Source organism: Gemmatimonadetes bacterium SCN 70-22 (assembly GCA_001724275.1).
Taxonomy (GTDB): domain Bacteria; phylum Gemmatimonadota; class Gemmatimonadetes; order Gemmatimonadales; family Gemmatimonadaceae; genus SCN-70-22.
The window spans coordinates 94,086-116,742 of record MEDZ01000012.1 but is presented as its reverse complement, the minus strand read 5'-3'; the positions used below and the strand labels follow the sequence as shown (position 1 = coordinate 116,742).

Annotated in this window: 19 protein-coding genes and 1 pseudogene; 8 read left to right on the top strand and 12 right to left on the bottom strand. The window is 71.1% G+C overall.

The features are described from left to right. Nucleotides 1-16 precede the first annotated feature (16 nt). Both ABS52_08340 and ABS52_08335 read left to right on the top strand, forming a co-directional pair. A complete protein-coding gene (locus ABS52_08340; GenBank protein ID ODT03754.1) occupies nt 17-1,723 on the top strand; it encodes a hypothetical protein in 1,707 nt (568 codons plus the stop codon). Nucleotides 1,724-1,726: 3 nt separating this feature from the next. Further along, the gene (locus ABS52_08335) at nt 1,727-2,371 is read left to right on the top strand and encodes a hypothetical protein (GenBank protein ID ODT03753.1); all 645 of its coding nucleotides are present in this window, start codon (nt 1,727-1,729) and stop codon (nt 2,369-2,371) included. Between the two features lie 152 nt (nt 2,372-2,523). Here ABS52_08335 and ABS52_08330 read toward each other — a convergent pair. The 4 genes and pseudogenes from ABS52_08330 to ABS52_08315 all read right to left on the bottom strand — a co-directional run bounded on the left by ABS52_08330 (nt 2,524) and on the right by ABS52_08315 (nt 7,881). Continuing rightward, a pseudogene (locus ABS52_08330) lies at nt 2,524-3,081 on the bottom strand (HNH endonuclease). Between the two features lie 190 nt (nt 3,082-3,271). Next, nucleotides 3,272-4,222, bottom strand: a complete 951-nt coding sequence (locus tag ABS52_08325) for a branched chain amino acid aminotransferase (GenBank protein ODT03752.1) — start codon at nt 4,220-4,222, stop codon at nt 3,272-3,274. A gap of 76 nt (nt 4,223-4,298) precedes the next feature. Continuing rightward, nucleotides 4,299-5,651 (bottom strand): hypothetical protein, encoded by a 1,353-nt coding sequence (locus ABS52_08320; GenBank protein ID ODT03751.1) that lies wholly within the window; start codon nt 5,649-5,651, stop codon nt 4,299-4,301. Nucleotides 5,652-5,655: 4 nt separating this feature from the next. Then, the gene (locus ABS52_08315; protein ODT03750.1) at nt 5,656-7,881 is read right to left on the bottom strand and encodes a hypothetical protein; all 2,226 of its coding nucleotides are present in this window, start codon (nt 7,879-7,881) and stop codon (nt 5,656-5,658) included. 211 nt (nt 7,882-8,092) lie between these two features. Between ABS52_08315 and ABS52_08310 the strand changes: the two genes are divergently transcribed. Continuing rightward, complete coding sequence (locus tag ABS52_08310; protein ID ODT03749.1) at nt 8,093-9,373, top strand: tyrosine--tRNA ligase; 1,281 nt, start codon at nt 8,093-8,095, stop codon at nt 9,371-9,373. Here the strand turns inward: ABS52_08310 and ABS52_08305 are convergent. The 7 genes from ABS52_08305 to ABS52_08275 form a co-directional block, all read right to left on the bottom strand. Then, nucleotides 9,370-10,566, bottom strand: a complete 1,197-nt coding sequence (locus ABS52_08305; protein ODT03748.1) for a hypothetical protein — start codon at nt 10,564-10,566, stop codon at nt 9,370-9,372. The two genes, ABS52_08310 and ABS52_08305, sit on opposite strands and share 4 nt — an antisense overlap. 1 nt (nt 10,567) lies before the next feature. Then, nucleotides 10,568-11,512 carry a hypothetical protein gene (locus tag ABS52_08300; GenBank protein ODT03747.1) on the bottom strand — a complete coding sequence of 315 codons (945 nt, stop codon included), beginning with the start codon at nt 11,510-11,512 and terminating at the stop codon, nt 10,568-10,570. Beyond that, on the bottom strand, nt 11,509-12,738 hold the full coding sequence (locus tag ABS52_08295) for a hypothetical protein (protein ODT03746.1): 1,230 nt from the start codon (nt 12,736-12,738) through the stop codon (nt 11,509-11,511). The genes ABS52_08300 and ABS52_08295 overlap by 4 nt, the downstream gene beginning before the upstream one ends. Before the next feature lie 4 nt (nt 12,739-12,742). Then, nucleotides 12,743-13,567 carry a hypothetical protein gene (locus ABS52_08290; protein ID ODT03769.1) on the bottom strand — a complete coding sequence of 275 codons (825 nt, stop codon included), beginning with the start codon at nt 13,565-13,567 and terminating at the stop codon, nt 12,743-12,745. 4 nt (nt 13,568-13,571) lie between these two features. Beyond that, entirely contained in the window at nt 13,572-14,207 is a 636-nt protein-coding gene (locus ABS52_08285; protein ODT03745.1) for a hypothetical protein, read from the bottom strand. Between the two features lie 414 nt (nt 14,208-14,621). After that, the gene (locus ABS52_08280; GenBank protein ID ODT03744.1) at nt 14,622-16,424 is read right to left on the bottom strand and encodes a hypothetical protein; all 1,803 of its coding nucleotides are present in this window, start codon (nt 16,422-16,424) and stop codon (nt 14,622-14,624) included. A gap of 40 nt (nt 16,425-16,464) precedes the next feature. Continuing rightward, nucleotides 16,465-18,045, bottom strand: a complete 1,581-nt coding sequence (locus tag ABS52_08275) for a hypothetical protein (protein ODT03743.1) — start codon at nt 18,043-18,045, stop codon at nt 16,465-16,467. A gap of 63 nt (nt 18,046-18,108) precedes the next feature. Between ABS52_08275 and ABS52_08270 the strand changes: the two genes are divergently transcribed. Both ABS52_08270 and ABS52_08265 read left to right on the top strand, forming a co-directional pair. Beyond that, complete coding sequence (locus ABS52_08270) at nt 18,109-18,504, top strand: hypothetical protein (GenBank protein ODT03742.1); 396 nt, start codon at nt 18,109-18,111, stop codon at nt 18,502-18,504. Nucleotides 18,505-18,547: 43 nt separating this feature from the next. After that, the gene (locus ABS52_08265) at nt 18,548-19,456 is read left to right on the top strand and encodes a hypothetical protein (GenBank protein ODT03741.1); all 909 of its coding nucleotides are present in this window, start codon (nt 18,548-18,550) and stop codon (nt 19,454-19,456) included. A gap of 237 nt (nt 19,457-19,693) precedes the next feature. Here the strand turns inward: ABS52_08265 and ABS52_08260 are convergent, their stop codons facing one another. Further along, nucleotides 19,694-19,906, bottom strand: coding sequence for a hypothetical protein (locus ABS52_08260; GenBank protein ID ODT03740.1), 213 nt, complete (start codon nt 19,904-19,906; stop codon nt 19,694-19,696). 938 nt (nt 19,907-20,844) lie between these two features. On the opposite strand from ABS52_08260, the gene ABS52_08255 reads away from it, so the two are divergent. From ABS52_08255 to ABS52_08245, 3 genes are read left to right on the top strand one after another with little or no spacing between them, the layout of a single operon-like run. After that, nucleotides 20,845-21,339, top strand: coding sequence for a hypothetical protein (locus ABS52_08255; GenBank protein ID ODT03739.1), 495 nt, complete (start codon nt 20,845-20,847; stop codon nt 21,337-21,339). Nucleotides 21,340-21,366: 27 nt separating this feature from the next. After that, the gene (locus ABS52_08250; protein ID ODT03738.1) at nt 21,367-22,110 is read left to right on the top strand and encodes a transcriptional regulator; all 744 of its coding nucleotides are present in this window, start codon (nt 21,367-21,369) and stop codon (nt 22,108-22,110) included. Nucleotides 22,111-22,143: 33 nt separating this feature from the next. Beyond that, a complete protein-coding gene (locus ABS52_08245) occupies nt 22,144-22,644 on the top strand; it encodes a crossover junction endodeoxyribonuclease RuvC (protein ID ODT03737.1) in 501 nt (166 codons plus the stop codon). Nucleotides 22,645-22,657: the final 13 nt, after the last annotated feature.

Sequence of the window (22,657 nt, the reverse complement as noted above, 5' to 3'; positions counted from 1 at the left end):
TCATCGCTGGAGGTTGGTGGGGCTGGCCCTTGCCGCCGCCCTCACCCCCGCGCAGGGACAGCGGGTGCTCGACGAACGCGTCCTCCCGCGTGAGGTGGCGGACGAGGTGCTGCGCCTGTGGAATGCCCCGGCGACGCTTCGCGTCGACGGCCCCTACACCATCGACGCAGGACGGGAGGTGCCGGGCGACGTCGGTGTGCTCGGCGGCGCGTTGACCGTCGCCGGGCACGTCGCGGGACGCATCGTCGCGGTGAACGCGGACGTTCGCCTGCAGGCCGGGGCGCGGGTGGACAGCGAGATCCTGGTGGTGGGCGGGCGAGTGGTGGGGGGCGACGTGGCGACGGTCGGGGGACAGATCAGGACGTATCGCGCACGACTCGAGTACGCGCGCGATGGCGATCGCCTCGCGCGCCCCGCCGGAGAGGAGCGGGAAGGGTCGTGGTGGCGGCGGCGCGACCGGTGGCGCGACTCCTGGTGGAGTGAGCTGCGCCTCGTCTCGGCCCGGACGTACAACCGCGTGGAGGGGCTCCCGGTGTTCCTCGGCCCCGCCATCGGGCGCGAGTTCGGGTGGGGGCGCCTCGGGATCGACGCCTTCGGCGTATGGCGAAGCGCCGACGGCTTCGAGTGGAAGTCGGAGAACATCGGTCACTCGCTCAAGGGCGAGGTGCGCATCGGGACGGGACGGGGGGTACGCCTCGGCGGGCGACTCTTCGACCTCGTGGAGCCCGTGGAAGCGTGGCACCTGACGGACGAGGAGGTCGGCCTCGCGACGTTCTTCCTCCACCGCGACTTCCGCGACTACTACGACCGGCACGGCGGGAGCCTGTACGCCTCGCTCTTCCGCGGCACCACCGTCGACGCCACGGTCAGCTACTCGGACCAGCGCTGGAGCGACCGCCGCACGCGCGACCCCTTCACGCTGTTCCGGAACGACAAGCCCTGGCGCGAGAACCCGCTGCTGGACGACGGGCGGTTCCACCTCGTGAACACCACGTTCCGCTACGACACGCGCAACGACGAGGGGAATCCGTGGTGGGGGTGGTACATCCTGGCGGACTACGAGTACGGAACGGGGCGCATCACCAACTACGGGACGGCGACTCCGGGCGCCCGCGACCAGACGTTCGGCGGCGCGACGGTGTACGACCGGCTCTTCGTGGACGTGCGTCGCTACAACCGCATCTCCCCGGAAGCATCGCTCAACTTCCGGCTGGTGGGGGGCGGGTGGCTATCGGGGGACGACCTTCCCCTGCAGCGGCGGTTCTCGGTCGGCGGACCGGGGACGCTCGCCGGCTACGACTTCCGCCGCGCGGCGGGGAGCCCGGACGTGTGGCAGTGCAGCACGCCCGCGGTGCCGGGGACGAGCTACCCGGTGGGCGTGCCCGCACAGTGCGATCGTTTCGCGATGGCGCAGCTCGAGTTCCGGGGCGACTTGCAGCTGGACCCGTTCGGGGTGCTCGACGAGGAGCGCGAGTACCGCAAGGCCGGGTGGGGCCATGGAACGCAGTGGGTGGTGTTCGCCGACGCGGGGCGTGGGTGGCTGGTGGGGGCGGAGGATGGCGGGCTGTCGTACGGCAGGCGCTCGCTCCCTCCGCTCTCGACGTTCCGCACCGACGTGGGCCTCGGGCTGGTGCTGGATGACGTGGGGGTATACGTGGCCAAGTCGCTGTCGGATCGCTCGACGCCCGTGAACGTCTTCGTGCGGCTCCGGCCGCGCTTCTAGGACGTGCGCTGGCGGTCCGTGCTGGTGCTGTTCATGGTGGCCGCGGCGGGGGGACCCGTCGCGGCGCAGGGACGTCCCCGCCTCGAGGTCATGCTCCCGTCGCGGGCGATGCTCGGCGAGGAAGGGCCGACGGTTCGCGTGCGCAACGTGCTGAGCGAGCGCTACGTGACCGACCTGCTGCGCAACGGCTTCCCCGCGCGGATCCACTTCCGCGCCGAGCTCTGGACGTCGGGCGGGCTCTTCGACGCGCTGCAGCGGCGTGCGGAGTGGGACGTCCTCGTGCGATTCGACGCATTGCGACAGGAGTATGACGTGGTGCGCGTCGTGCGCGACTCGGCGACGGCCACCGGACACTTCTCGCGGTTCGCCGACGTGGTGGCCGACGTCGAGCGCCCCATGCGGGCCCCGATTGCCCCGCTGCGCGAGCGGAAGCTGCAGTACTACAACGTCACGCTCGAACTGGAGATGCTGTCGGTCTCGGACCTCGACGAGGTGGAGCGGTGGCTGCGCGGGGAGCTCAAGCCGGCGGTCCGGGGCGAGCGAAATCCCGGGACGGCGGTGGGACGTGGGATGCGCACGTTGTTGGCGCGCGTGCTGGGAGGCGAGATGCGGCGGCTGCAGGCGCGCAGCCGGACGTTCCGCCCCTGATGCCAGCGGGGCGCACCGCCAGGTGCGCCCCGTCCGGTCCCCGCGCGCTGGAACGTCTAGCCGTGGGCGTGGCCCTGTGGGTGGGCATGCGGATGGGCATGCGCAGGTCCGTGGGGATGCCCGTGGGCGTGCGCCCTGGCCTGCGCGCGCGCCTCCAGCTCTTCCAGCTGGTGCAGGGTCGCCTCGCCGTAGAACACGCGAATGTAGCGCGCCTGGATCGGCGTGAGGCGCCGCACCGCCCAGCTCAGGTGCACGAAGTGGGGCTCGACGGGGGCGTGGAGCGGATACATCCCGATCTCGCTCGGGAGCCGGTTGGACTTTCGCGTGTTGCAGGAAGAGCAGGCCGTGACGACGTTGGTCCACTCATTGAGCCCACCGCGCGAGAGCGGGATCAGGTGATCGCGCGTGAGCGCCTCGCGCGGCTTGAGTTCCGCCCCCGTCCGACCACAGTACTGGCACTTGTACTGGTCGCGCGCGAAGAGGAAGGTGTTGGTCACCTGGCGGCGGAACCTGCGGGGGACGTGGATGAACTTCGTGAGTCGGATGACCGCGGGCCGCGGCACGGTCAGCTTCTCCGAGCGCACGATGCGTCCCTGCTCCGCCTCGACGATCTCGGCCTTGCCGTCGATCACGAGGCGCAGTGCGCGCTTCAGGGGAACCATGGTGAGCGGCTCGAACGAGGCGTTCAGTGCGAGACAACCGACAATCACGCTGCCCTCCCTCACGGTAGGAATGCGAACTCCCGCCGAAGGTACGGGCGGGAGTCGCGGACACACTATGGCACGACGATGCGGGACATGGACCGCCTGAGGTCCGGCCGCGCGACACGACAGGGCCTCCGTCTACTCGGAAAGCCTAACAGTTCGAAGCATTGCATCGCGAGCACCGACGACCGCATGGTCACCGGCTCAGCGCGGTGGCGGGGACCGGAGTGAGCCAGCCGAACCGGTCGGCGAGGCGCCCCTTGGCGATCCCCATGAACTCGGATTGGATCCTCCTCGTGATCTCGCCGGGCCTTCCCTCCCCCACGTCGACCCGATCGACGGAGCGGATGGGGGTGAGCTCGGCGGCGGTGCCGGTGAAGAACATCTCGTCCGCGATGTAGAGCATTTCGCGCGGGATCTGCTGTTCGCGCACCTCGTAGCCGAAGTCGCGCGCCAGCGTGATCACCGTGTCGCGCGTGATGCCGTGCAGGATCCCGGAGCTGATCCCGGACGTGTACAACACGCCATCGCGAACGATGAAGAGATTCTCGCCGCTTCCCTCCGCCACGTAGCCGAAGGCGTCGAGCATGATCCCTTCGCTGTACTCGTTCTGCTTGGCCTCGAGCTTGGAGAGTTGCGAGTTGAGGTAGTTCCCCCCCGCCTTGGCCATCGTGGGGAAGGTGTCCGGGGCGGCGCGACGCCACGACGAGACGCAGACGTCGACCCCCTGTTCCAGCGCATCATGCCCGAGGTACGTGGGCCACTTGTAGGCGATGATGAAGCACTCGACCGGGACGCCGACCGGGTAGAACCCCATCTGCTGCCCGGTGCGGACGACGATGGGACGGAGGTAGCACTCGCGAAGGTCGTTGGCGGCCACGGTGTCGACCGTCGCCTGCACCAGCTCGTCCACCGTGTAGCGCAGCGGCATGCGGTAGATGCGCGCCGAATCGAGCAGGCGCCGCATGTGCTCGCGCAGCCGGAACACCGCGCCACCGTTGGGCGTGTCGTAGCAGCGTATCCCCTCGAAGACCGACGACCCGTAGTGCACCACGTGCGACATCACGTGGAGGGTCGCGTCTTCCCAGTTCACCAGTTCGCCGTCACGCCAGATCTTTTCCGTACGTCCGGACGAGGCGTCCGCCATGCGATGCTCCAGCTGGGACCCTTCAAGAATAACGGCGGGGCGCACGCGGGGGGAGGGTCCGGCGGGGTGTGCGCCGCTATCCCCCGCCGCCCGCGTCGCGCCACGTGGCGAGGGCGTCGGCGGCGTCGCGCAGCGCGGCATGGGCGTCGGCGGGGGGGGCCACCAGCCGCCCGTCGCGGACCCGGGCCTCACCGTCGACCAGGACCAGCGAGGCCTCGCGGCCGGCCGCCGCCCAGACCAGCGCGTCCTCCGGGGAGAAGGCGGGGGTGGTGCGCGGCGAACCTAACGAGAAGACCGCCAGGTCGGCGCGCTTCCCCACCGCGAGCGTCCCGACCTCCTGTCCCAGGCCGAGGGCCAGCGCCCCGCCTCGCGTCGCGAGGGCGAGCGCGTCGGCGGCCGTGAGGGCATCGCCGCGACGGGTGGCGGCACGCTGCATCAGGAGGGCAACCCGCGCCTCGTCGAGGATGTCGAGCCGGTTGTTGGCGGCGACGGAGTCGGTGCCGATCCCGACCCGCACGCCAGCGGCGAGGATGTCGAGGAGCGGGGCGATGCCGTGCCCGAGCTTGGCGTTCGAGGCGGGGCAGTGCGCGACGGCGCAGTCGTGATGCGCCATGCGCGCGATGTCGGGGGCGGTGGCGCGCACGCAGTGGATCAGGAGCGGTTGCGCCCCCAGGACGCCGAGGCGGTCGAGGAGGGCGACCGGAGAATCCCCCCGTGGCGCCACGGCGATCCCCCGCGCCCGGAGTCCGTCGGCAAAGACCCCCATCGCATCGCGCACCAGCCGCGACTCCGCCTCGCTCTCCGCCAGGTGCACCGCCATGGGGCACCCGGCGCTCTCGGCGAGCCGCGCCGCCGCCACGAACAGCTCGTCGCTCACGGTGTACGGGGCATGCGGCGAGATCCCGAGGCGAACGCGCGGCGACTCCCAGTGCCGCAGCGACGCGAGCCGCTCACGCAGCCCCCGCACCGACGCCGCGCACTGCGACGGGTCGGGGCCGAAGACCTCCTGGTACATGATCCCGCGCACCCCCATCTCCGCCATGGCCTGCAGGGCGACCCCGGATTCGCAGGTATCGGCGTACGTGGTGACGCCGGCGAGGAGCCCCTCGGCAATTCCGACCTTGGCCGAGGCGAGCAGGAGGTCGTGCGTCAGGACCGCCTGACGGGCCCGGGTGAGGCGGACGATCCACGGGCGGAAGTCGAGCTCCTCGAGGAAGCCGCGCATGGCGGTGAGCTCGAGGTGGGTGTGCGTGTTCACCAGCCCGGGAATGAGCACCGCGTCGCCCAGGTCGAGCCGCTCGCCCGGCGGGGCGTCGTCCTTCGGCCCGACCCAGGTGATGTGCCCACCGCGCACCGCGACGGCGCCGTGCGGGATGGGCGGCGTGGCGACCGGGACGACCCATCGGGCGGCGTAGACCCGTGCCGACATCGGATCAGTCGGGGATCTTGAAGGGATTGGCGGTATCGGCCTTCGCCTTCCCCTTGGCGTTGGGGAGCACGCCCGGGGTGGGGCGACCGGTGGCGTTGGGACGAATCGCCGCCGAATCGGCGGCCGTCGGGATGTGGAAGACGTCGGGCGAGATGCCGCCACAGCCGTTGTCGCTCTCGGTGCCGGCCAGGAAGTACTCCTGGTAGAAGCCGTTGGCGCCGCAGGCGGCGGCGACGACCACCGACTCCGGGCGGGGCCAGTCGGGCGGGGTCGGCTTGCGCCGGTACACTTCCATCATGAGCTGCGTGAAGGCGGGGGCGGCCAGGCGCCCGCCCTGCGCATTCGCCATGATCTTCCGGGGCTTGTCGAATCCCATCCAGACGCCGGCGACGAGGTCGGCGGTGTAGCCGACGTACCAGACGTCGGCGCCGTCGTTGGTCGTCCCCGTCTTCCCCCCCGAGGGGACGCGGAAGCCGGCCCCCCACACGCTCCCGGCGGCCGTGCCGCGCAGGACGACGTCCTTCATCATGCTCACCATCAGCCACGCCTCGCCCGGCGACAGGACCTGGGTGCGGGCGGGGCGCGGCGCCCACAGGACCTCGCCCTCCTGGTTCTCCACGCGGAGGATGGCGTTAGGCGCCACGCGCGAGCCGAGGTTGGCGAAGGTGGAGTAGCTGCCGATGAGCTCGAGCGGATAGACGTCGGCCGAGCCGATGAAGATCGACGGATAGGGCGGGATGGGGGTGGTGATGCCGAAGCGCCGGGCCTCGTCGATCACGGCCTGCTCGCCCAGCTCCATCCCCATGCGGATGGCCACGAGGTTGCGCGACTGCGCCAGCCCGTGCCGCATGGTCATCGCCCCCTCGAACTTCATGTCGTAGTTCTGGGGGGTCCACAGCGACCCGTCGACCTGCGGGACGGAGACCGGGACGTCCTCGATGACGGTCGCGGGGGTGCGCCCGCTCTGGATCGCCGTGGCATAGACGATCGGCTTGAACGTGGAGCCGGGCTGCCGCAGCGCCTGCGTGGCGCGGTTGAACTTGGAGTCGTCGAAGTCGCGCCCCCCCACCATGGCGCGCACGGCGCCGGTGCGGGGGTCGACCACCACCACCGCCCCCTGGATGTAGGGCGATTCGGCGCTCGCCGCGTCATCGCGATCGGCGCTGCGCGCCAGGTACTGCTCGTAGGTGGTGTGGGTCCACTTGCCGTACTTCCCTCCCTCGATGGCGCGCAGCTGCGCCTCGAGGGCACGGTCGGCCGCGGTCTGGATGTCGAGATCGAGGGAGGTGTAGACCTTCAGCCCCTCGTCGTAGAGGCGGGCCCCGAACTTCTTCTCCAGCTGCTGCCGCACCCACTCCACGAAGTAGGGGGCGACGTCGCCCGACTCGACGCGTCGCGCCAGCTGCAACGGGTAGGCCTTGGCGAGCGAGGCATCGGCATCGCCGATGGCGCCGCTGCGCCGCATCAGCTCGACGATGGTATTGCGGCGCTGCACCGCGCGCTCGGGGAAGCGCCGCGGGTTGTAGCGCCCCGGCGCCTTGGGCATCGCCGCCAGGGTCGCCGCCTCGGCGACGTTGAGGTCGGCCACGTGCTTGCCGAAGTAGCGCTGGGACGCGGTCTCCACCCCGTACGCCCCGCTCCCCAGGTTGATCTGGTTGAGGTAGAGCTCCAGGATCTTGTCCTTGGAATAGCGGCGCTCGATGTCACGCGCCACGCGCGCTTCCTTGATCTTCCGGATGAGCGACTTCTCGCGCGAGAGGTGCTCGGGAAAGATGTTGCGCGCCAGCTGCATGGTGATGGTCGAGAACCCCTCCTTGAAGTAGCCGGCGCGCAGGTTGCTCACGATCGAGCCCGGGATGCGAAACCAGTCGATCCCGGCGTGCGAGTAGAAGCGCTTGTCCTCGGTGATCACGAAGGCGTCGCGGACGACCTTCGGGATGTCGCCGATGCCCACGAGCGTCCGGCGCTCGAGCCCGAGCTCGGCGACGAAGCGGCCGTCGACGGCGTAGAGCTTCGAGGTCTGCTTGGGCTGGTAGCTCTCGAGGACCGCGATCGAGGGGCAGCGATTGCCGCGGCAGATGAGGTGCCACATCCCGAACGCCCCCCCCATGCCGGCGGCGACCACGAACGTGGTGCCGAGCGCGAGGGCGCGCGTCAGCTGCGGGTGACGCGTGAACCAGGCGAAGCGGCGCGTGCGGCGGGGCGTGCGGCGGGGTGGGGAGCTCGGCATGCGGGGGGTTCGGGGACGGCGTGGCGGCGACCTGCCTGTATACACCGAAGTGCTCGCGCCGGCCGAAGGAGGGCGGTGGAAGGTAACGTCCGCGGCGGGGGAGGGGCAATTCAGCGGAGGGGGCCCGCGCCCGCGACCGGGCCACGCGCCGCCGGCGTGTCGTTAGGACGGCGCAGTGGGCCCGGGCACGGGGAGCGAGTAAGTTTCCGCCATGACGCGCACCTTCCTCGAGGAGCTTGCCTGGCGCGGGCTCCTGTTCCAGCACACCGAGGGCGCCCCGCAGGCGCTCGCGGGGACCGGCATCACCGGCTACTGCGGCTTCGACCCCACCGGGTCGAGCCTTCACATCGGGCACCTCCTCCCCGTGATGGGGCTGGTGCACCTGCAGCGCGCCGGGCACTACCCGGTGGCGCTGGTGGGGGGCGGGACCGGGATGATCGGCGACCCGAGCGGCAGGAGCGCCGAGCGCAACCTGCTGACGCTGGAGCAGGTGGCCGAGAACGCCGCGGCGCTCCGGAAGCAGCTGGAGCGCTTCCTCGACTTCTCGGGGGCATACGCGGCCCGCATGCGCAACAACGCCGACTGGCTGATGTCGCTGCGGCTGGTGGACTTCCTGCGCGACACGGGGAAGCACTTCAGCATCAATCAGATGATGGCCAGGGACTCGGTGAAGTCGCGGCTCGAGACGGGGATCTCGTACACCGAGTTCAGCTACATGCTGCTCCAGGCGTACGACTTCCTCGAGCTCAACCGGCGCGACGGCGTGACGTTGCAGCTGGGAGGGAGCGACCAGTGGGGAAACATCACCGCCGGGACGGAGCTGCTGCGCAAGCACGCGGGGGTCGAGGCGCACGGCGTGACGCTCCCGCTGGTGACCAACGCCGACGGGAGCAAGTTCGGGAAGACGGCGGCGGGGACGAGCGTCTGGCTCGACGCCACGCGCACGTCGCCCTACCGGTTCTACCAGTCCTGGATCAACGCCGACGACCGTGACGCCGGGCGCTACCTGCGGATGTTCACGCTGCTGGAGCGCGAGGCGATCGAGGCGCTGGACGCGGCGCAGGGGGCCCACCCGGAGCGCCGCGAGGCACAAGGGGCGCTGGCGATGGACGTCACCACGCGGGTGCACGGGGCGGCCGCGGCCGAGGCGGCGCGCGAGGCGTCGCGCGTGGTCTTCGACCGCAAGGTCGACCCCCGCGGGCTCTCCGAGGCGGTGCTGGCGATGCTGTGGGACGAGCTCCCCCGCACGACGCTCCCGGACGACGGCGCGGCGCTGCCGGTGCTCGACGTCCTGGTGGCCACCGGGCTGGTCAAGTCCAGGGGGGACGGACGCCGGCAGCTGCAACAAGGGGCGGTCACGGTCAACGGGCGCAAGCTGGCGGCCGACGAGGTGGAGGTCCCGCGCGGCGACGCCCTGGCCGGCGGGTACTTCCTGGTGCGGAAGGGGGGACGCGAGGTGGCGCTGACGCGCGGCGGGGGCGCGAGCGCCTAACGCGCCGCCCCCTCGAGCACCTCCAGCGCCCGCGCCACGTGCGCGCGCGGCGTGAACCAGTGCGGCGACAGGCGGATCGCCCCCTCCCGCAGCGAGTGCGCCACGCCGGCGGCGCCGAGCGCCGCCGACGCCCGCTCGGCGTCGGGCGGTAGCAGCGTCACGATCCCCGAGCGACGCGCCGGCTCGGCCGGGGACACCAGGCGAACGTCGCGCCGTCCGGCCGCCCACTCGAGGATGTCGGCCACGTGCTCGCCGATGCGGGCGGCCGCGGTCGCCGGGCCGACCTCGAAGAAGAGCTCGACCGCCGCGTTCATCCCCGCGAACTCCTGGAACGGGAGCGTCACCACCTCGAACCGGCGCGCATCCTCGCGGTAGGTGAAGTCGTACTCCAGCATGCGCGTGAAGTCGTCGGAATCACGCACCGCCATCCAGCTGACGTCGTTCGGCTCGAGGGCGGCGATCAGCGACCGGCGTACATAGACGAAGCCGGTCCCCCAGGGGGAGACGAGCCATTTCTGGCATCCGCAGGCCAGGACGTCGACGTGCAGCGTCGAGAGGTCGAGCGTCAAGGCGCCCAACCCCTGGATGGCATCGACGACGAAGAAGATCCCGCGCTGGGCGCAGGCCCGCCCGATGCGCGCCAGGTCCACCGCGAAGCCGGTCTCGAAGGAGACCCACGACAGGACGAGCGCGCGGACGCCTGGACGGTCGAGGGCGGCGAGGATGGCCTCCTCGTCCACGAGACGCCCCGCACACGGAACGCGCTGGAAGCTCACCCCGCGCGACCGCTCCAGCGCCATCCAGGGGTAGATGTTGGAGGGGAACTCGCGATCGCTCGTCAGGACGACATCGCCAGCGCGCAACGGAAGGGCACGGGCGGCCAGGTTGAGCCCGTAGCTGGTGTTGGTCATCAGCGCAATCTCCGACGCCGACGCCCCGGTGAGGCGGGCGAGGAGCTCGCGCGAGCGCGCCACCGTCCCGAACTGGAACTCCTGCGTGATGCTCCACGGCTCCGCCCGCAGGAGGTCGAAACGGGCCAGCGCCGCGCGCGCCGACTCGGGGAGGGGGCCCGTGGAGGCATTGTTGAGGTAGGCGATCCCGGGGCGCCTGACGAGGGGGAACTCGCGTTCGGCGACGACCTCGAGTCGCGCGAAGTCCGCGGCGGTGGCGTGGTGCGATAGCGGTGCGTGCATGTCAGGTGGGTTCCCGCAGTTCCGGGGGTGTATCGGGGGGCTGTCGCTTCCAGCGCCGATGGTGCCAGAAGTACTGCTCGGGGTACCGCCGCACCATCCGCTCCAGCGACGCGGTGAAGCGCGCCACGGTCGCGTCCACGTCCGCGTCGCGATCGCCGGTGTCGACGGCGGGAATCTCCTCCACGAAGAGGCGGTACTTCCCGCTCGGCTGCAACAGCGCCGAGATGAAGAGGATCGGGACCTTGTAGCGCAGGGCGAAGACCGCCGGTCCACGTGGGGTCTTGGCCGGGCGACCGAAGAAGGGGACGAAGGTGGAGGCGAGTCCCATCACCCCCTGGTCGGCGACGAGCCCCACCAGGCGCCCCTGTTTCATCGCGCGGGGAATGCGGCGGACGGCCTCGTCATCGTACACGACCGTCATCCCCACGTCGGTACGCGCCTGGTTCAGGTAGGCGTCGAAGAGCGTGTTGTTCATCCGCCGCGCCACGGCGTCGATCGGGATCCCGCGCGCGGCGAGGTAGGCGCCCGCCAGCTCCCAGCTCCCCACGTGCCCCGTGAAGGCGATCACCCCCCGGCCCTCGGCCATCCGGCGCTGGACCAGGGCGAAGTCGTCCTCCTGCTCCTCGAAGAGCGAGAGCACCCCGTCGCGGCCGAGGCGGGCAACGAGCGCCGTCTCGATGGCCACGCGCCCCAGGTGGGCATAGGCGCGGCGGGCGAGGGCGCGCACCTGCCGCTCATCCAGCTCGGGAAAGGCGGCCGCGACCTGCCGGACGACGACGCGGCGGCGGATGCCTAACGGGAAGTAGCCCAGCATCCCGATCCGCTCGCCGATGCGACGTGCCGCGTCGAGGGGGAATCGCGAGAGCCACGCCACGACGCCGCGCAGGAGGGCGAACTGGGCGCGGTGGGCGAGGGTCGGCGCTGGGCGTGGGGTCGGGGCGTTCATCGGGAGCGGGGAGCGGCGAGGCAGCGGCGCGTGAAGTCGAGCGTTTCGCGCGCCACACGATCCCAATTGTAATGCCCCTCGACCGCGCGTCGCCCCGCCTCGCCCATCCGCCGTCGGAGTGCGGGATCGGCCAGCAGGCGTCGCAGCGCGGCGGCGACCGCCGCCACGTCGGTGGGATCGACCACGAATCCCGTCTCGCCGTCGCGCACGGCGGAGCGCACGCCTCCCGAGTCGCCGGCAACCGAGGGGGTCCCGCTCGCCGCCGCCTCGACGAACGAGATCCCGAACCCCTCGGCGTTGATGGCGCTGTCCACGCGCGACAGCCCGATGTAGACGTCGGCCGTGGCATAGGCCTCGGCGACCTCCTCGTCGCCGAGCGGTCCCGTCAGGTGCACGCGGTCGCCGAGTCCCGCCGACGCGGCGAGTGCGCGCAGGCGAGCGGCGTCGTGGCCCTCCCCCACGACCACGTAGTGCACGCGCCCGAGCGAGGCGTCGAGCGAAGCGTCGAGCGAAGCGCCGAGCGAAGCGTCGAGCGAGGCGTCGAGCGAGGCGATGGCCTGGATGGCCACGTCCTGTCCCTTGTGCGGGACCAGGCGGGCCACGCTCAGCACCATCGGGGCCTCGTCGACGCCGAGCCGGGAGCGCAGGGTGCGCCGGTCGCGCCCGGGGGAGAACTGCACCGGGTCGGTGCCGAGGTCGATCGCGGCGACAGGGGGCGCACGACGGACGCCGACGGCATGCATCACGTCGGCCGCCAGCGTCGCGGTCCACTGAGAGTTGGCGACGATCCCCGCGGCACGCGCCAGGATGTCGCGCGCCGACCAGCGCTTGGTGCGTGACGTGGCGGCCTTCTGCCGCTCGCGCAGGAGGTCGCCGCCGTTGACATAGACGAGGTAGGGGGTCGCGGTACGCCGGGTCGCGATGGCCACCGCGTAGCCGCACGGGCGGATGTTGCCCAGGTGGATGACGTCGATGTTGTCGTGACAGAGCCTTGCGATGTGGCGCGCCCAGGTGACCTCGTTGGCGAATCGCTTGGCGGCCGCGAAGGGAAACGGCTCTCGTACGATGGGATACGGCTCGCCGCGGTCGAAGGGGGCGGCTGTGGGCGAGGCGACGGTCGAGACGACGACGGACTCCGGGGCGAAACGCCGGCAGAGTTCGACGTGACGGCGCGCCATCCCGCCGAGGTCGGGGGGGTAGTCCTGCGTGACGAAGAGGTGACGCACGCGGTTAGTGTTGTTGATCGGGGGGGGCCCCCCGCGTCCCGCCCGCGCCCTCCAGCTGCAGCGCCCACAGCTGCGCGTACTTCGCCGCCACGCTCACCGCCGCCAGCGACGCCACCACGACCCCGTGCATTCCGTCGCGCCACCCTCCGCGCAGGACGAGCATGCTGAACAGGCGTGCGGCGGGGCGCAGCACCAGGTCGCTCACCCTCACGCGCCGTCCGCGCGCCAGGTTCTGGACCGCCCACCACCGCGAGTAGCGCCGCAGCTTCTCGAAGTACTCGTCGAGCGAGGCGTACGGCGTGTGCAGCAGCGGCTCGCGAAGCGTCCCGATCGCCCCCTCGACGATGACGTGCTCATGGACCGGGCGCTCGTCGTACCGCAAGGTCGCCTCGAAGAGGCGCACCGGGCGATCGCGCTCCCAGCCACCGTGGGCGATCTCGCGCCCCATGAAGAAGTTCCGACGTGGCGCGCGGTACGCGCGCTCGGCCGGCGCCGCCGTCGCCGCGCCCGATACGATGCGCGCCACCTCGGCGGCCAGCGCCGGCGTCCCCCGCTCGTCGGCATCGACCACGAGGATCCAGCGCTGCGTGGCCCGCGCGATCGCCGCATTGCGCTGGGCCCCGATCGACCGGAACGGGTGGCTGAAGACCGTCGCCCCGGCAGCGCGTCCCCGGGCGATGGTGTCGTCGGTGGAATCGTTCTCCACCACCAGCACCTCCCGCGCCCACGCGACGCTGCGCACGCAATCGCCGATCTCCGCCTCCTCGTCATGCGCGGCGATCACCACCGTGACGGGGACGGAGCCGGGAGCCGGGGGGGAGCCGTTCACGCGATCAGCCACGGGACGTCGCGCGCTCGCGCGCCGATCGCATCGCGTGCTCGAACGCGGCCAGCATGTCGCGAAAGGGATACTCGCGCTCCACGCGTGCGCGCCCGGCCGCCCCCATCGCCAGGCGTCGCTCACGGTCGGCCAGGAGGATCGCGGTCTCGGCCGCCATCAACGGGGGGTCGAGGGTTGCCAGGAGCATCCCCTGAATCCCGTGGCTCACGTACCGCGCGCTGATCGACGCACGCTCGGCCAGGACGGCGACGCCGTGCGCCATCAGGTCGAGGGCGCCTAACGCCGCATCGTCGCCGTCGGCGATCACCCACCCCGCCGCCACGCCGTCGAGCACCCGGGACAGGTGACGCGGGTGGCCGAGCCATTCCACGCGCCGGGCGATCCCGCGGGCGGCGGCCAGGAGCTTGAGCTCCTCGTCGTGGGCCACCGACCCGATGACCCTCAGCCGCAGGCCGGCGTGGCGCTGCGCGAGCAGGGCCGCCATGCGCACGACGTTGGTGGCGCGGCGCAGCGACTCGCGCGTGGCGATCAAGGCGAGGATCGGGGCGTCGCCCAGGTCGCCCGCCTCGGCGTGGGGCGCCGCCGATCCGTCGCGCCCCCCCTCCTCGACCCCCAGTTCGGCGCGCATCGGGGTGAGCGCCCCGCTGGGGGCCGCGTGCCCGGCGGGGGGTTCCTCGCCCGCGCCAGGTGCGGGAGAGGAGGCCGCCAGCCGCAACGCGCCGCGCCACGCTCCCGCGCCCGGCGCCGCGCACCGCGAGCGCGGCCGCCAGCTGCTCCCGGTCGTCGTGGACGAAGACGACATCGACGAAGTCGCGCGGGAGCTGCTCGCGCAGTCGCCGGGCATCGCCGCGGGCGCTCCGCCGGGCGGGAAGGCCGATGACGTTCGCGCCTCGCCCCGCTGCCTCCGCCGCCGCTTCGCTCCCCGACGGCGCGGCGAACCAGGTCTCGTGCCCGCGCTCCGCGAGGGCCCGGGCCACCGAGGCGAAGACGCGCGCCCCTCCCCCCCACGCCGCATCGCCGTGCACGAAGAGCGCCCGCATCGTCAGGCGCCAGCCGCGACCGCCCGCTCGGCGAACTGCAGCGCGTGCAGGCGGTGGTACACGCCCCCAAGCGCCAGCAGCGACTCGTGCGTCCCCTGCTCCACGATCCGCCCGCGCTCGAGGACCAGGATCTGCGAGGCGTGCTGGATGGTGGAGAGGCGATGCGCGATCACGAAGACCGTCCGCCCCGCCAGGAGGCGATCGATGGCCTCCTGCACCAGCCGCTCGCTCTCGGTGTCGAGCGCCGACGTCGCCTCGTCGAGGATGAGGATCGGCGGGTCGGCAAGGAGGGCCCGGGCGATCGCCAGGCGCTGCCGCTGCCCCCCCGAGAGCCGCGTCCCGCGCTCGCCGAGGACGGTCTCGTACCCCTCGGGGAGCTCGGCGATGAAGCCATGCGCGTTGGCCGCCCGCGCCGCGGCCTCGACCTGCTCGCCGGTGTAACGGCCGGGGGCCCCGTACGCGATGTTGTTGCGCACCGTGTCGTTGAACAGGACGGTGTCCTGCGAGACGATCCCGACCAGCGCGCGCAGCGACGCGAGCGTGATTTCCTGCGTGTCCACGCCATCCAGCAGGATCCGCCCGCCGGTGGGGTCGTAGAAGCGCGGGATGAGGTCGACGAGCGTGCTCTTCCCCGCCCCGCTGGGGCCGACGAGCGCCACCACCTCGCCGCGCCGGGCGGTGAAGGAGATGTCGCGCAGGACGGGCTCGTCGTCATAGGCGAAGCCGACGTGCTCGAAGGCCACCGTCCCCTGGAACGTCGCCACCGAGCGCGTCCCCCGGTCGCGCGCGACCTCGGTGGGGTGGTCGAGCACCTCGAACAGCCGCTCGGCCGCCGCCAGCGACTGCTGGGCGACGGTGGGGACCTGCGACAGCTGCTTGAGCGGCTGCAACATGCGCATCACGATCGCCAGGAAGGCGATCAGCTCGGAGCCGCTCATCGATCGCTCGAGCTGCACCTGCCGGGCGCCGACCAGGAGGATGGCCATCGCGATCCCGGTCGCCACCGTCTCGGTGATCGGCTGGGCCAGGAAGGCGATGCGGTTCACCTTCACCATTCCGCGCGAGTAGCGGTCGCTCGCCTCGCGGAAACGCGCCTCCTCGTAGCCCTCGCCCCGGTACGACTTCACGAGGCGGATCCCGCTCACCGCCTCCTGCACCACGGCCGTCATGTCCCCGTACTGGTTCCCCAGCCGCTTGTGCCCCTTGCGCAGCTTGCGCAGGATGGGCTGCAGGAGCCCGATGAGGAGCGGGGCCACGACGAGGGCGAGGAGCGAGAGGCGCCACGAGATGGCGAACATCGCGGCGATCGCCGTGAGGACCATCGCCGCGCTCTGGATCGAGCGCGTGACCGCCTCGGTGATGACCTGCTTGGTCTGCTGCGTGTCGGTGAGGACGCGTGCCAGGAGCTGCCCGGCCCTGGTGCGCGTGAAGTACGCCAGCGGGAGCCGCTGCAGGTGCGCATAGAGCGTGTTGCGCAGGTCGCGCGTGACGTACTCCTGCAGCGCGGCGCCGGACTGCCCGCTCAGCCACACGAGCAGGTTCTTGAGCGTCACCGCCACCAGGATGACGATGATGATGTTGCGCAGCGACCCCATGGCGTCGCCGGAGGCGAGGAAGGCGCCGACGATCTTCTGCTGCACCGCGGTCACCGTCCCGACGGTTCGCGTCCCGAACAGTGCGTCGAGGAACGGGATCAGGAGCGTGAACGAGAAGACGTCGAGGAGCGCCGCCCCGATGTTGCAGGCGATCGTCGCCGCCATCCGCCCGCCATGCGGGCGCAGGAAGACTAGCAGTCGCCGGTACATGCCCCGTCTCCCGTCTCCCGTCTCGCGTCGCTCGAGTGCGTCACGCTTTCGGCGTCAGCAGGGCCAGCGGCACGATCGTCTCCTCCGGCGTCACCCCTCCATGCAGGAACGATCCGCGGTACCGGCTCTGGTACTCCCGCAGCTTGGTGGGATACACGAAGAAGGTGTTTCCGACCGCCAGCAGGGTGTTGGCCCCGAGTCCCCGCCTGGGGAGGCGCAGCGCGTCCTCGTTGGGGAAGAGGAGCGCCTGCTCCGGGCGCTCGGCGCGCAGGTCTTCGCCGAACTTGTAGCGCAGGTTCTGGGTGGCGTCGCGCTTGGCGAAGACCGTGGCCGGCGTGGTGCAGTGGATCGAGCCGTGGTCGCTGGTGAGGACGACGGTGACCTTCTTCCGCGCCGCCTCCTTGAGCAGCGAGTACAGCGCCGAGCGCTGGAACCACTGCAGCGTGAGCTGGCGGAGGGCGATTTCGTCCCGGGCGACCTCGTAGAGGATGGCCGACTCCGACCGCCCGTGCGTCAGGAGGTCCACGAAGTTGAAGACGAAGGCGCTCACCCCCTCCGGAGCGATCGCCGTCGCCAGGTGGCGCTCCAGCTCCTCCGAGTCGTGCGGCGTCGAGATCTTCTGGTAGCGCACGCTGGCCGAGACTTGCATCTCACGGAACTGCGCCTCCAGCAACTCCCGCTCGTGGGCGTTCAGCGTCTCGTCGTCGCGCTCCCCCCACCAGTCGGGGAAGCGGGCGGCGATCTCGCCCGGGAAGAGCCCGCTGAAGAGGGCGTTGCGCGAGTACGGGGTCGCCGTCGGGAGGACCGCGTAGTAGTGCGTCGACTCCACGTCGAAGAGCGGCGCCAGCGTTGGCTCGAGGATGCGCCACTGGTCCACGCGCATGCAGTCCACCACGACCAGGACCACCCGCCGGTCGCGCTGCAACACCGGGAGGACGAACTCGGGGACCACGTCGATGGAGAGCGGCGGACGGTCGCCCTCGAGGTCGCGCAGCCAGCGCGGGTACTCGCGCTGCATGAAGGTGGCGAACTCGCGATGCAGGTCCGGGTACAGCCCGCGCAGCGATTCGTACAGGCCCGTCTCCCCCGCGTCGGCGAGGTCGACGTCCCAGCGCATCATCTCGTCGAAGCGGTCGATCCACCCGCGCCAGTCGAGCGCGCCGTGGCGCTCGTGCTCGATGGCGCGGAAGCGGTCGACGAAGGCGCGTGCCACCGCCTGCCGCCGGATCTTCGTCCCCTCGAGGATCTTGGTGACGGCGGTGAGCACCTGGCGCGGCGAGACCGGCTTGACGAGGTAGTCGCGCACGTTCGCGCCTAACGCCTCGCGGAGCGTGGCATCATCCTCGCTCTTGGTCACCATGACCACCGGGAGCGCGGGCGAGATGTCGCGCACCTGCTGGTAGGCCTCCAGCCCGCGCTTGCCCGGCATCTGCTCGTCCAGCAGCATCACGTCGAACGGACGCCGGCGCAGCAGTTCCACGGCGTCGTCGGCGTTGGTGGCGACGGTGACGTCGTAGCCCTTGTCGGCCAGGAAGAGGCGGTGCGGCTCGAGCAGCTCTGCCTCGTCGTCGACCCAGAGGACGCTGCGCGGCGGCGGACCGACTTTCGGGAGCGGCGGCATGGCGTGGAATGTATGGGCGAGCGTTTCGTTTGCCGAGTGACGTGCACGCCGTAGATTCCCGGCGTGCTGTCACAACCGCCGTACGCCGTCGCCCCGGTCGTGTTCCGCTTTCGCGCCCTGGCCGCCTTGGCCGGGCGCCTCCCGCTTGGCGGCGAGCGCGAGGTGGCCATGACGCTCCTCATGGGGGCGCGCCTGGCCGACGGGTGCACCGCGCGCGAGGGGTTCCCGGTGGAGCAGCGCCGGGCAAGGGCCGCCGGGGCACGGCACTGGATCGGCGCCCTCTCGCTTCCTGCCGCCACGCGGAGCGCCGCCCTTCAGGTTGCCGAAGCATCGGCTGGAGAGTCGATGGAGGGGGTAGCGGCCGCGCTCGACCGCCTCATCGCGATCGCGGCGCCGCTCCTCGACCCCCCGTCGCGGGCGGAGCTCCGGCAACTGCTTTCGGCACTGCGTGCCGGGTAGCAGCCGGGCGCCCCCGCGCTGGCTCGCCCATCGCCCTCGCCGCATGCCACCCGAACACACCCTCCCCGCCGATTCCCCCGATCGTGCGCCCGACGACGCCCCCGCTGGCGACGTCCCCGCGCGCGTCCTCGACGCCGCGGCCTACCTCGAGGGGCTCGCCGCGGCGGGAGGGGCCGGCGATACCCTCTCCACCGGCTTCCCCTCGCTCGATGCACTGTTAGGCGGCGGCCTACGTCGCGGCGACCTGGTCGTCCTGGGGGGCGACGTCGGGTGCGGGAAGTCGGCGCTGGCCCTGGCCATGGCGCTCCGGGCCGCCGAGGCGGGAAGAAGCGTCGCCCTGTTCTCGGGCGAGCTGTCGGGCGAGCGCCTCCTCGAGCGCGCCCTCGCCGTCGAGGGGCGCGCTGCCCTCGACGACCTGCGCAATGGACGACTCGGCGAGGAGGCCTACGCCGCGGTTGCCGCCGCCGCCCTCGCCATGCGGCAGCACCCGGCTCTCCTCTCGCACATGCCCCCCAACGGGCTCCCGGGGATGTCGGACCTCCTCATCGAGCACCTCGGGCTCGACCTCCTGGTGGTCGATCCGCTCCAGTCGCTGGCGCGCGGCGCGCTCCCGATGGAGGAGGAGCTGGCGCAGGTGGTGCGCGACCTCAAGGGGATGGCGGTGCGTCGCGACTGCGCGGTGCTCCTCGTGTCGCACCTGGCCGTCCCGGTACGCGAACGCGACGACCCCCGTCCCCGCCTCGACGACTTCGGCGCGTTAGGCGCGCTGCGGCAGCTGGCGGACACGGTGCTGGGGCTGTATCGCGAGGAGCTGTACGAGACCTCGCGCGACGTGGAGGGAGCCGCCGAAGTGCACGTCCTGAAGCAGCGGAACGGGGGAGTGGGGTATGCCGACCTGTATTTCTACAAGCGCTGGCTGCGCTTCGAGGACATGGTGGAGCCGGATCGGTAGGGCATCCGCTGGCGGTGCGAGGTGAGGACGTGGCGCCGGGAACAACGACCGTGGGGGACGGATGCTGGGATTGATCGGAGTACTGGGGGCGGCGTGCGCCAGCTGCGCGCTCGACGACGTCGTGACCGCGAAGCAGCGCCTGCTCATGCCTGAAGCGCTCGTGAGCCAGCAGGCCACCGATGGGTGCACCCGCTTTGCGCTCAAGGTCGTGAACGGGACGGCCACGGTGGAGCCGCTCTACAACAGCACCGGATGCCAGAGCGATTCGTTGCGGCTGGAGACCGATACGGCCGCCGTGTACGACGCGTCCACGGCGACGCTTCGCGTCCCGCTGGTGATCCGGAACCTCGGCGGCACGGCCATCGTGGCCCCGACGAGAGTGCGTTTCCTCGCCGATAGTGCGCACTTCCTGGACAACCGCGGGAACGTCATGGCCGGGACGCCGAACATCGTGGCCACCAACTACGATTCGGCGAGCGCGAACGGGCGGAGCGGCCTGTGGCGCTACGACACGCTGCTGGCGCCGGCCGGCCAGGTCCAGACGCTCCCGCCGAACGGCGTTTCGCGGCGCAAGTGGCTGGAGTTCAGCGGAAGCGACTTGAACCGGGCGATTCGGATCAAGCTCCCGGCGATTTCGACATTGGCACCGGCAGTGCCGGCAGTGCCGGCAGTGCCGGCAGTGGCGCCGGACACTCTGCCCGCGGGCCTCAGCGACTACAAGAATGTCGCTTACGACTCATCTGGCGGACTACCGTACGTTCGACACCACCTCCTGGTGTATTTTCACGACAGGGCGACTCAGGCTCAGCGACAGTCCGCCATCGCCGCCCTAACCGGTGTGGTCGTGGGAGGAGCGCGGAATGCGACGGGTGACGGATGCTACTTGGTGCGCGTTCCAGCAGACTCGTCAGCGGCCACCGTCGATGCCGCGGTGAGGTTGTTGACAGCCCGGCCGGAGGTGAGACTCGCGTCGCGATATCACGTATCCGCGGTGAGGCGCACTCCGTCGCGAATGCTTCCCACCGCCCCTCCGGATACGGTGCCCGCATGGGTCCACGACTCGGCCAACTTCGTCGTCGACACCTCCGTATCCGCAGTGCCAATCCAACGCAACGTCCTGGCAGTCGTATTCCGAACCGGCGCCCGTGCCAGCGAACGCCAGGCCCTGATGGACAGCCTGGGCGGGGTCGTGGTGGGAGGAGCGCGCACATCAGCTTCCGACGGCGACTACTACCTTCAGTTTTCGTCTGCCGCGTCGATCGCCCAACTCATTAGCGATTCGCAACCGACTTCGCGCGTCAGCCTGGGTCGACGAAGCGAACCTGATTCTCCGGAACTACACGCGGCCCTCGCTCCTGCGCCCGGGCGACGCAGGTGTCGGAACGTCGATGCCATCGCGACGGATCACGCTGTCGACGACGGCGCTCTCGTCGTCAGACCTTGTTCAAGCCATCCCCCCCGATTCCGTTCCGGTCGGCCTCTACTCCAGCGTGAACATCGTCGATGACACAGCCTTCACGGGCGGTCCAATCCTGAAGGACGTCCTGACGATCGAGTTCGCGCCGGCAGCGACCGTGGCGGCGCGACGCGCCCTGATCGACAGCATCGGAGGAACGGTCATCGGCGGAGATCGCACATCGGCAACCACCGGCTTCTACTACTTTCGCATCGTGCCCCGGCCGACGCTCCAGCGGTTGCACTCGATCGTGGCGCGCCTGAGAGGGAGTCCGTTGGTCGACGAGTCCGGAGTCGTGCCGGCGGTGGATGTCCCCGGGGAATATCGCCCCGCGTACCGATGGCGCCGGATGGACAGGGCGCGAGACAACCACCGGGGCGCCCATCCTGACTCCATCCCCCCCTCGCCCCTATATTTCCCGCCCTGACCCCAAGGACCCGACGGGACGCGAGACATGGCCGGCCATAGCAAGTGGAAGCAGATCAAGCATTACAAAGCCGCGACCGACGCCAAGCGCGGCGCCAAGTTCACGAAGCTCATCCGCGAGATCACGGTCGCCGCCAAGGCCGGCGGGGGTGACCCGGGGGGGAACCCGCGCCTCCGCACCGCCATCGACACCGCCAAGGCGGCCTCGATGCCGAAGGAGAACATCGAGCGCGCCATCAAGAAGGGGACGGGCGAACTCGAAGGGGTGGACTACGTCGAGGTCCTGTACGAGGCCTACGGCCCGGGGGGCGTTGCCCTCATGATCCAGGCGCTCACCGACAACCCCACCCGCACGGTGGCCGAAGTCCGCGCCAAGCTCTCGCGCGGCGGCGGCAACCTGGGGGCCACCAACTCGGTCGCCTTCATGTTCGACCGCAAGGGACAGCTCTACTATTCGGCAGCTGCAATGGACGAGGACACGGCGATGGAGAAGGCCCTCGACGCCGGCGCCGAGGACTTCGCCCGCGAGGACGACACCTACATCGTCTCCACCGCCCCCGCCGACCTGCATGCGGTCAAGCAGGCGCTGGAGCAGGCCGGGCTCGTCCCCGAGGAGACCGAGCTGTCGTGGATCCCCAAGAACACGGTCCGCGTCGAGCACGAGAACGCCCAGACGCTCCTCAAGCTCATCGAGGCGCTCGACGACCTGGACGACGTCCAGAAGGTCGACGCCAACTTCGAGATGGACGACGCGGAGCTGGAGAATGCCTGACCAGACCACGCGCGCCTCGACCATCTGGCGCGCGTGGTAGTGCTCGGCGTCGACCCGGGGACGGCGGTCACCGGCTACGGCGTGGTGCGCCCCGGCGAGCGCGGGGTGAATACCCTGGTCGAGTGCGGCGTGATCCGCACCCGCGCCAAGGACCCCCTCCCCTCGCGCCTGAGCGAGATCTTCGACGGCATCAGCGAGATCATTGCCCGCCATCACCCTCGGGCGATGGCCGTGGAGAGCATCTTCTACGCCCGCAACGTGCGCACGACGGTGGCGCTCGGACACGCCCGGGGCGTGATCCTCCTCGCCGGGCAGCGCGCCGGGCTCGCGATCCACGAATACCCCCCGTCGGAGATCAAGAAGGCGATCGCCGGGACGGGGGCCGCGACCAAGGAGCAGGTGCAATTCATGGTGGCCCGCCTGCTGCGCCTGAAGGCTCCCCCAGCGCCTGCCGACGCCGCCGATGGGGTCGCCGCTGCCCTCACCTGCCTGATGACCGCGCGCATCGACGCGCTGGCGGGAAGGCGTCGCTGAGGCGAGAGTGAGG

Coding starts and splice junctions, on each gene's coding strand:
- ABS52_08310 (ODT03749.1), top strand. CDS start 8,093: ATGACGCGCACCTTCCTCGAGGAGCTTGCCTGGCGCGGGCTCCTGTTC.
- ABS52_08305 (ODT03748.1), bottom strand. CDS start 10,566: ATGCACGCACCGCTATCGCACCACGCCACCGCCGCGGACTTCGCGCGA.
- ABS52_08325 (ODT03752.1), bottom strand. CDS start 4,222: ATGGCGGACGCCTCGTCCGGACGTACGGAAAAGATCTGGCGTGACGGC.
- ABS52_08260 (ODT03740.1), bottom strand. CDS start 19,906: ATGTTCGGCGTCCCGGCCATGACGTTCCCGCGGTTGTCCAGGAAGTGC.
- ABS52_08280 (ODT03744.1), bottom strand. CDS start 16,424: ATGTACCGGCGACTGCTAGTCTTCCTGCGCCCGCATGGCGGGCGGATG.
- ABS52_08265 (ODT03741.1), top strand. CDS start 18,548: ATGCCACCCGAACACACCCTCCCCGCCGATTCCCCCGATCGTGCGCCC.
- ABS52_08300 (ODT03747.1), bottom strand. CDS start 11,512: ATGAACGCCCCGACCCCACGCCCAGCGCCGACCCTCGCCCACCGCGCC.
- ABS52_08250 (ODT03738.1), top strand. CDS start 21,367: ATGGCCGGCCATAGCAAGTGGAAGCAGATCAAGCATTACAAAGCCGCG.
- ABS52_08275 (ODT03743.1), bottom strand. CDS start 18,045: ATGCCGCCGCTCCCGAAAGTCGGTCCGCCGCCGCGCAGCGTCCTCTGG.
- ABS52_08285 (ODT03745.1), bottom strand. CDS start 14,207: ATGCGCGCCGAACTGGGGGTCGAGGAGGGGGGGCGCGACGGATCGGCG.
- ABS52_08320 (ODT03751.1), bottom strand. CDS start 5,651: ATGTCGGCACGGGTCTACGCCGCCCGATGGGTCGTCCCGGTCGCCACG.
- ABS52_08315 (ODT03750.1), bottom strand. CDS start 7,881: ATGCCGAGCTCCCCACCCCGCCGCACGCCCCGCCGCACGCGCCGCTTC.
- ABS52_08255 (ODT03739.1), top strand. CDS start 20,845: ATGCCATCGCGACGGATCACGCTGTCGACGACGGCGCTCTCGTCGTCA.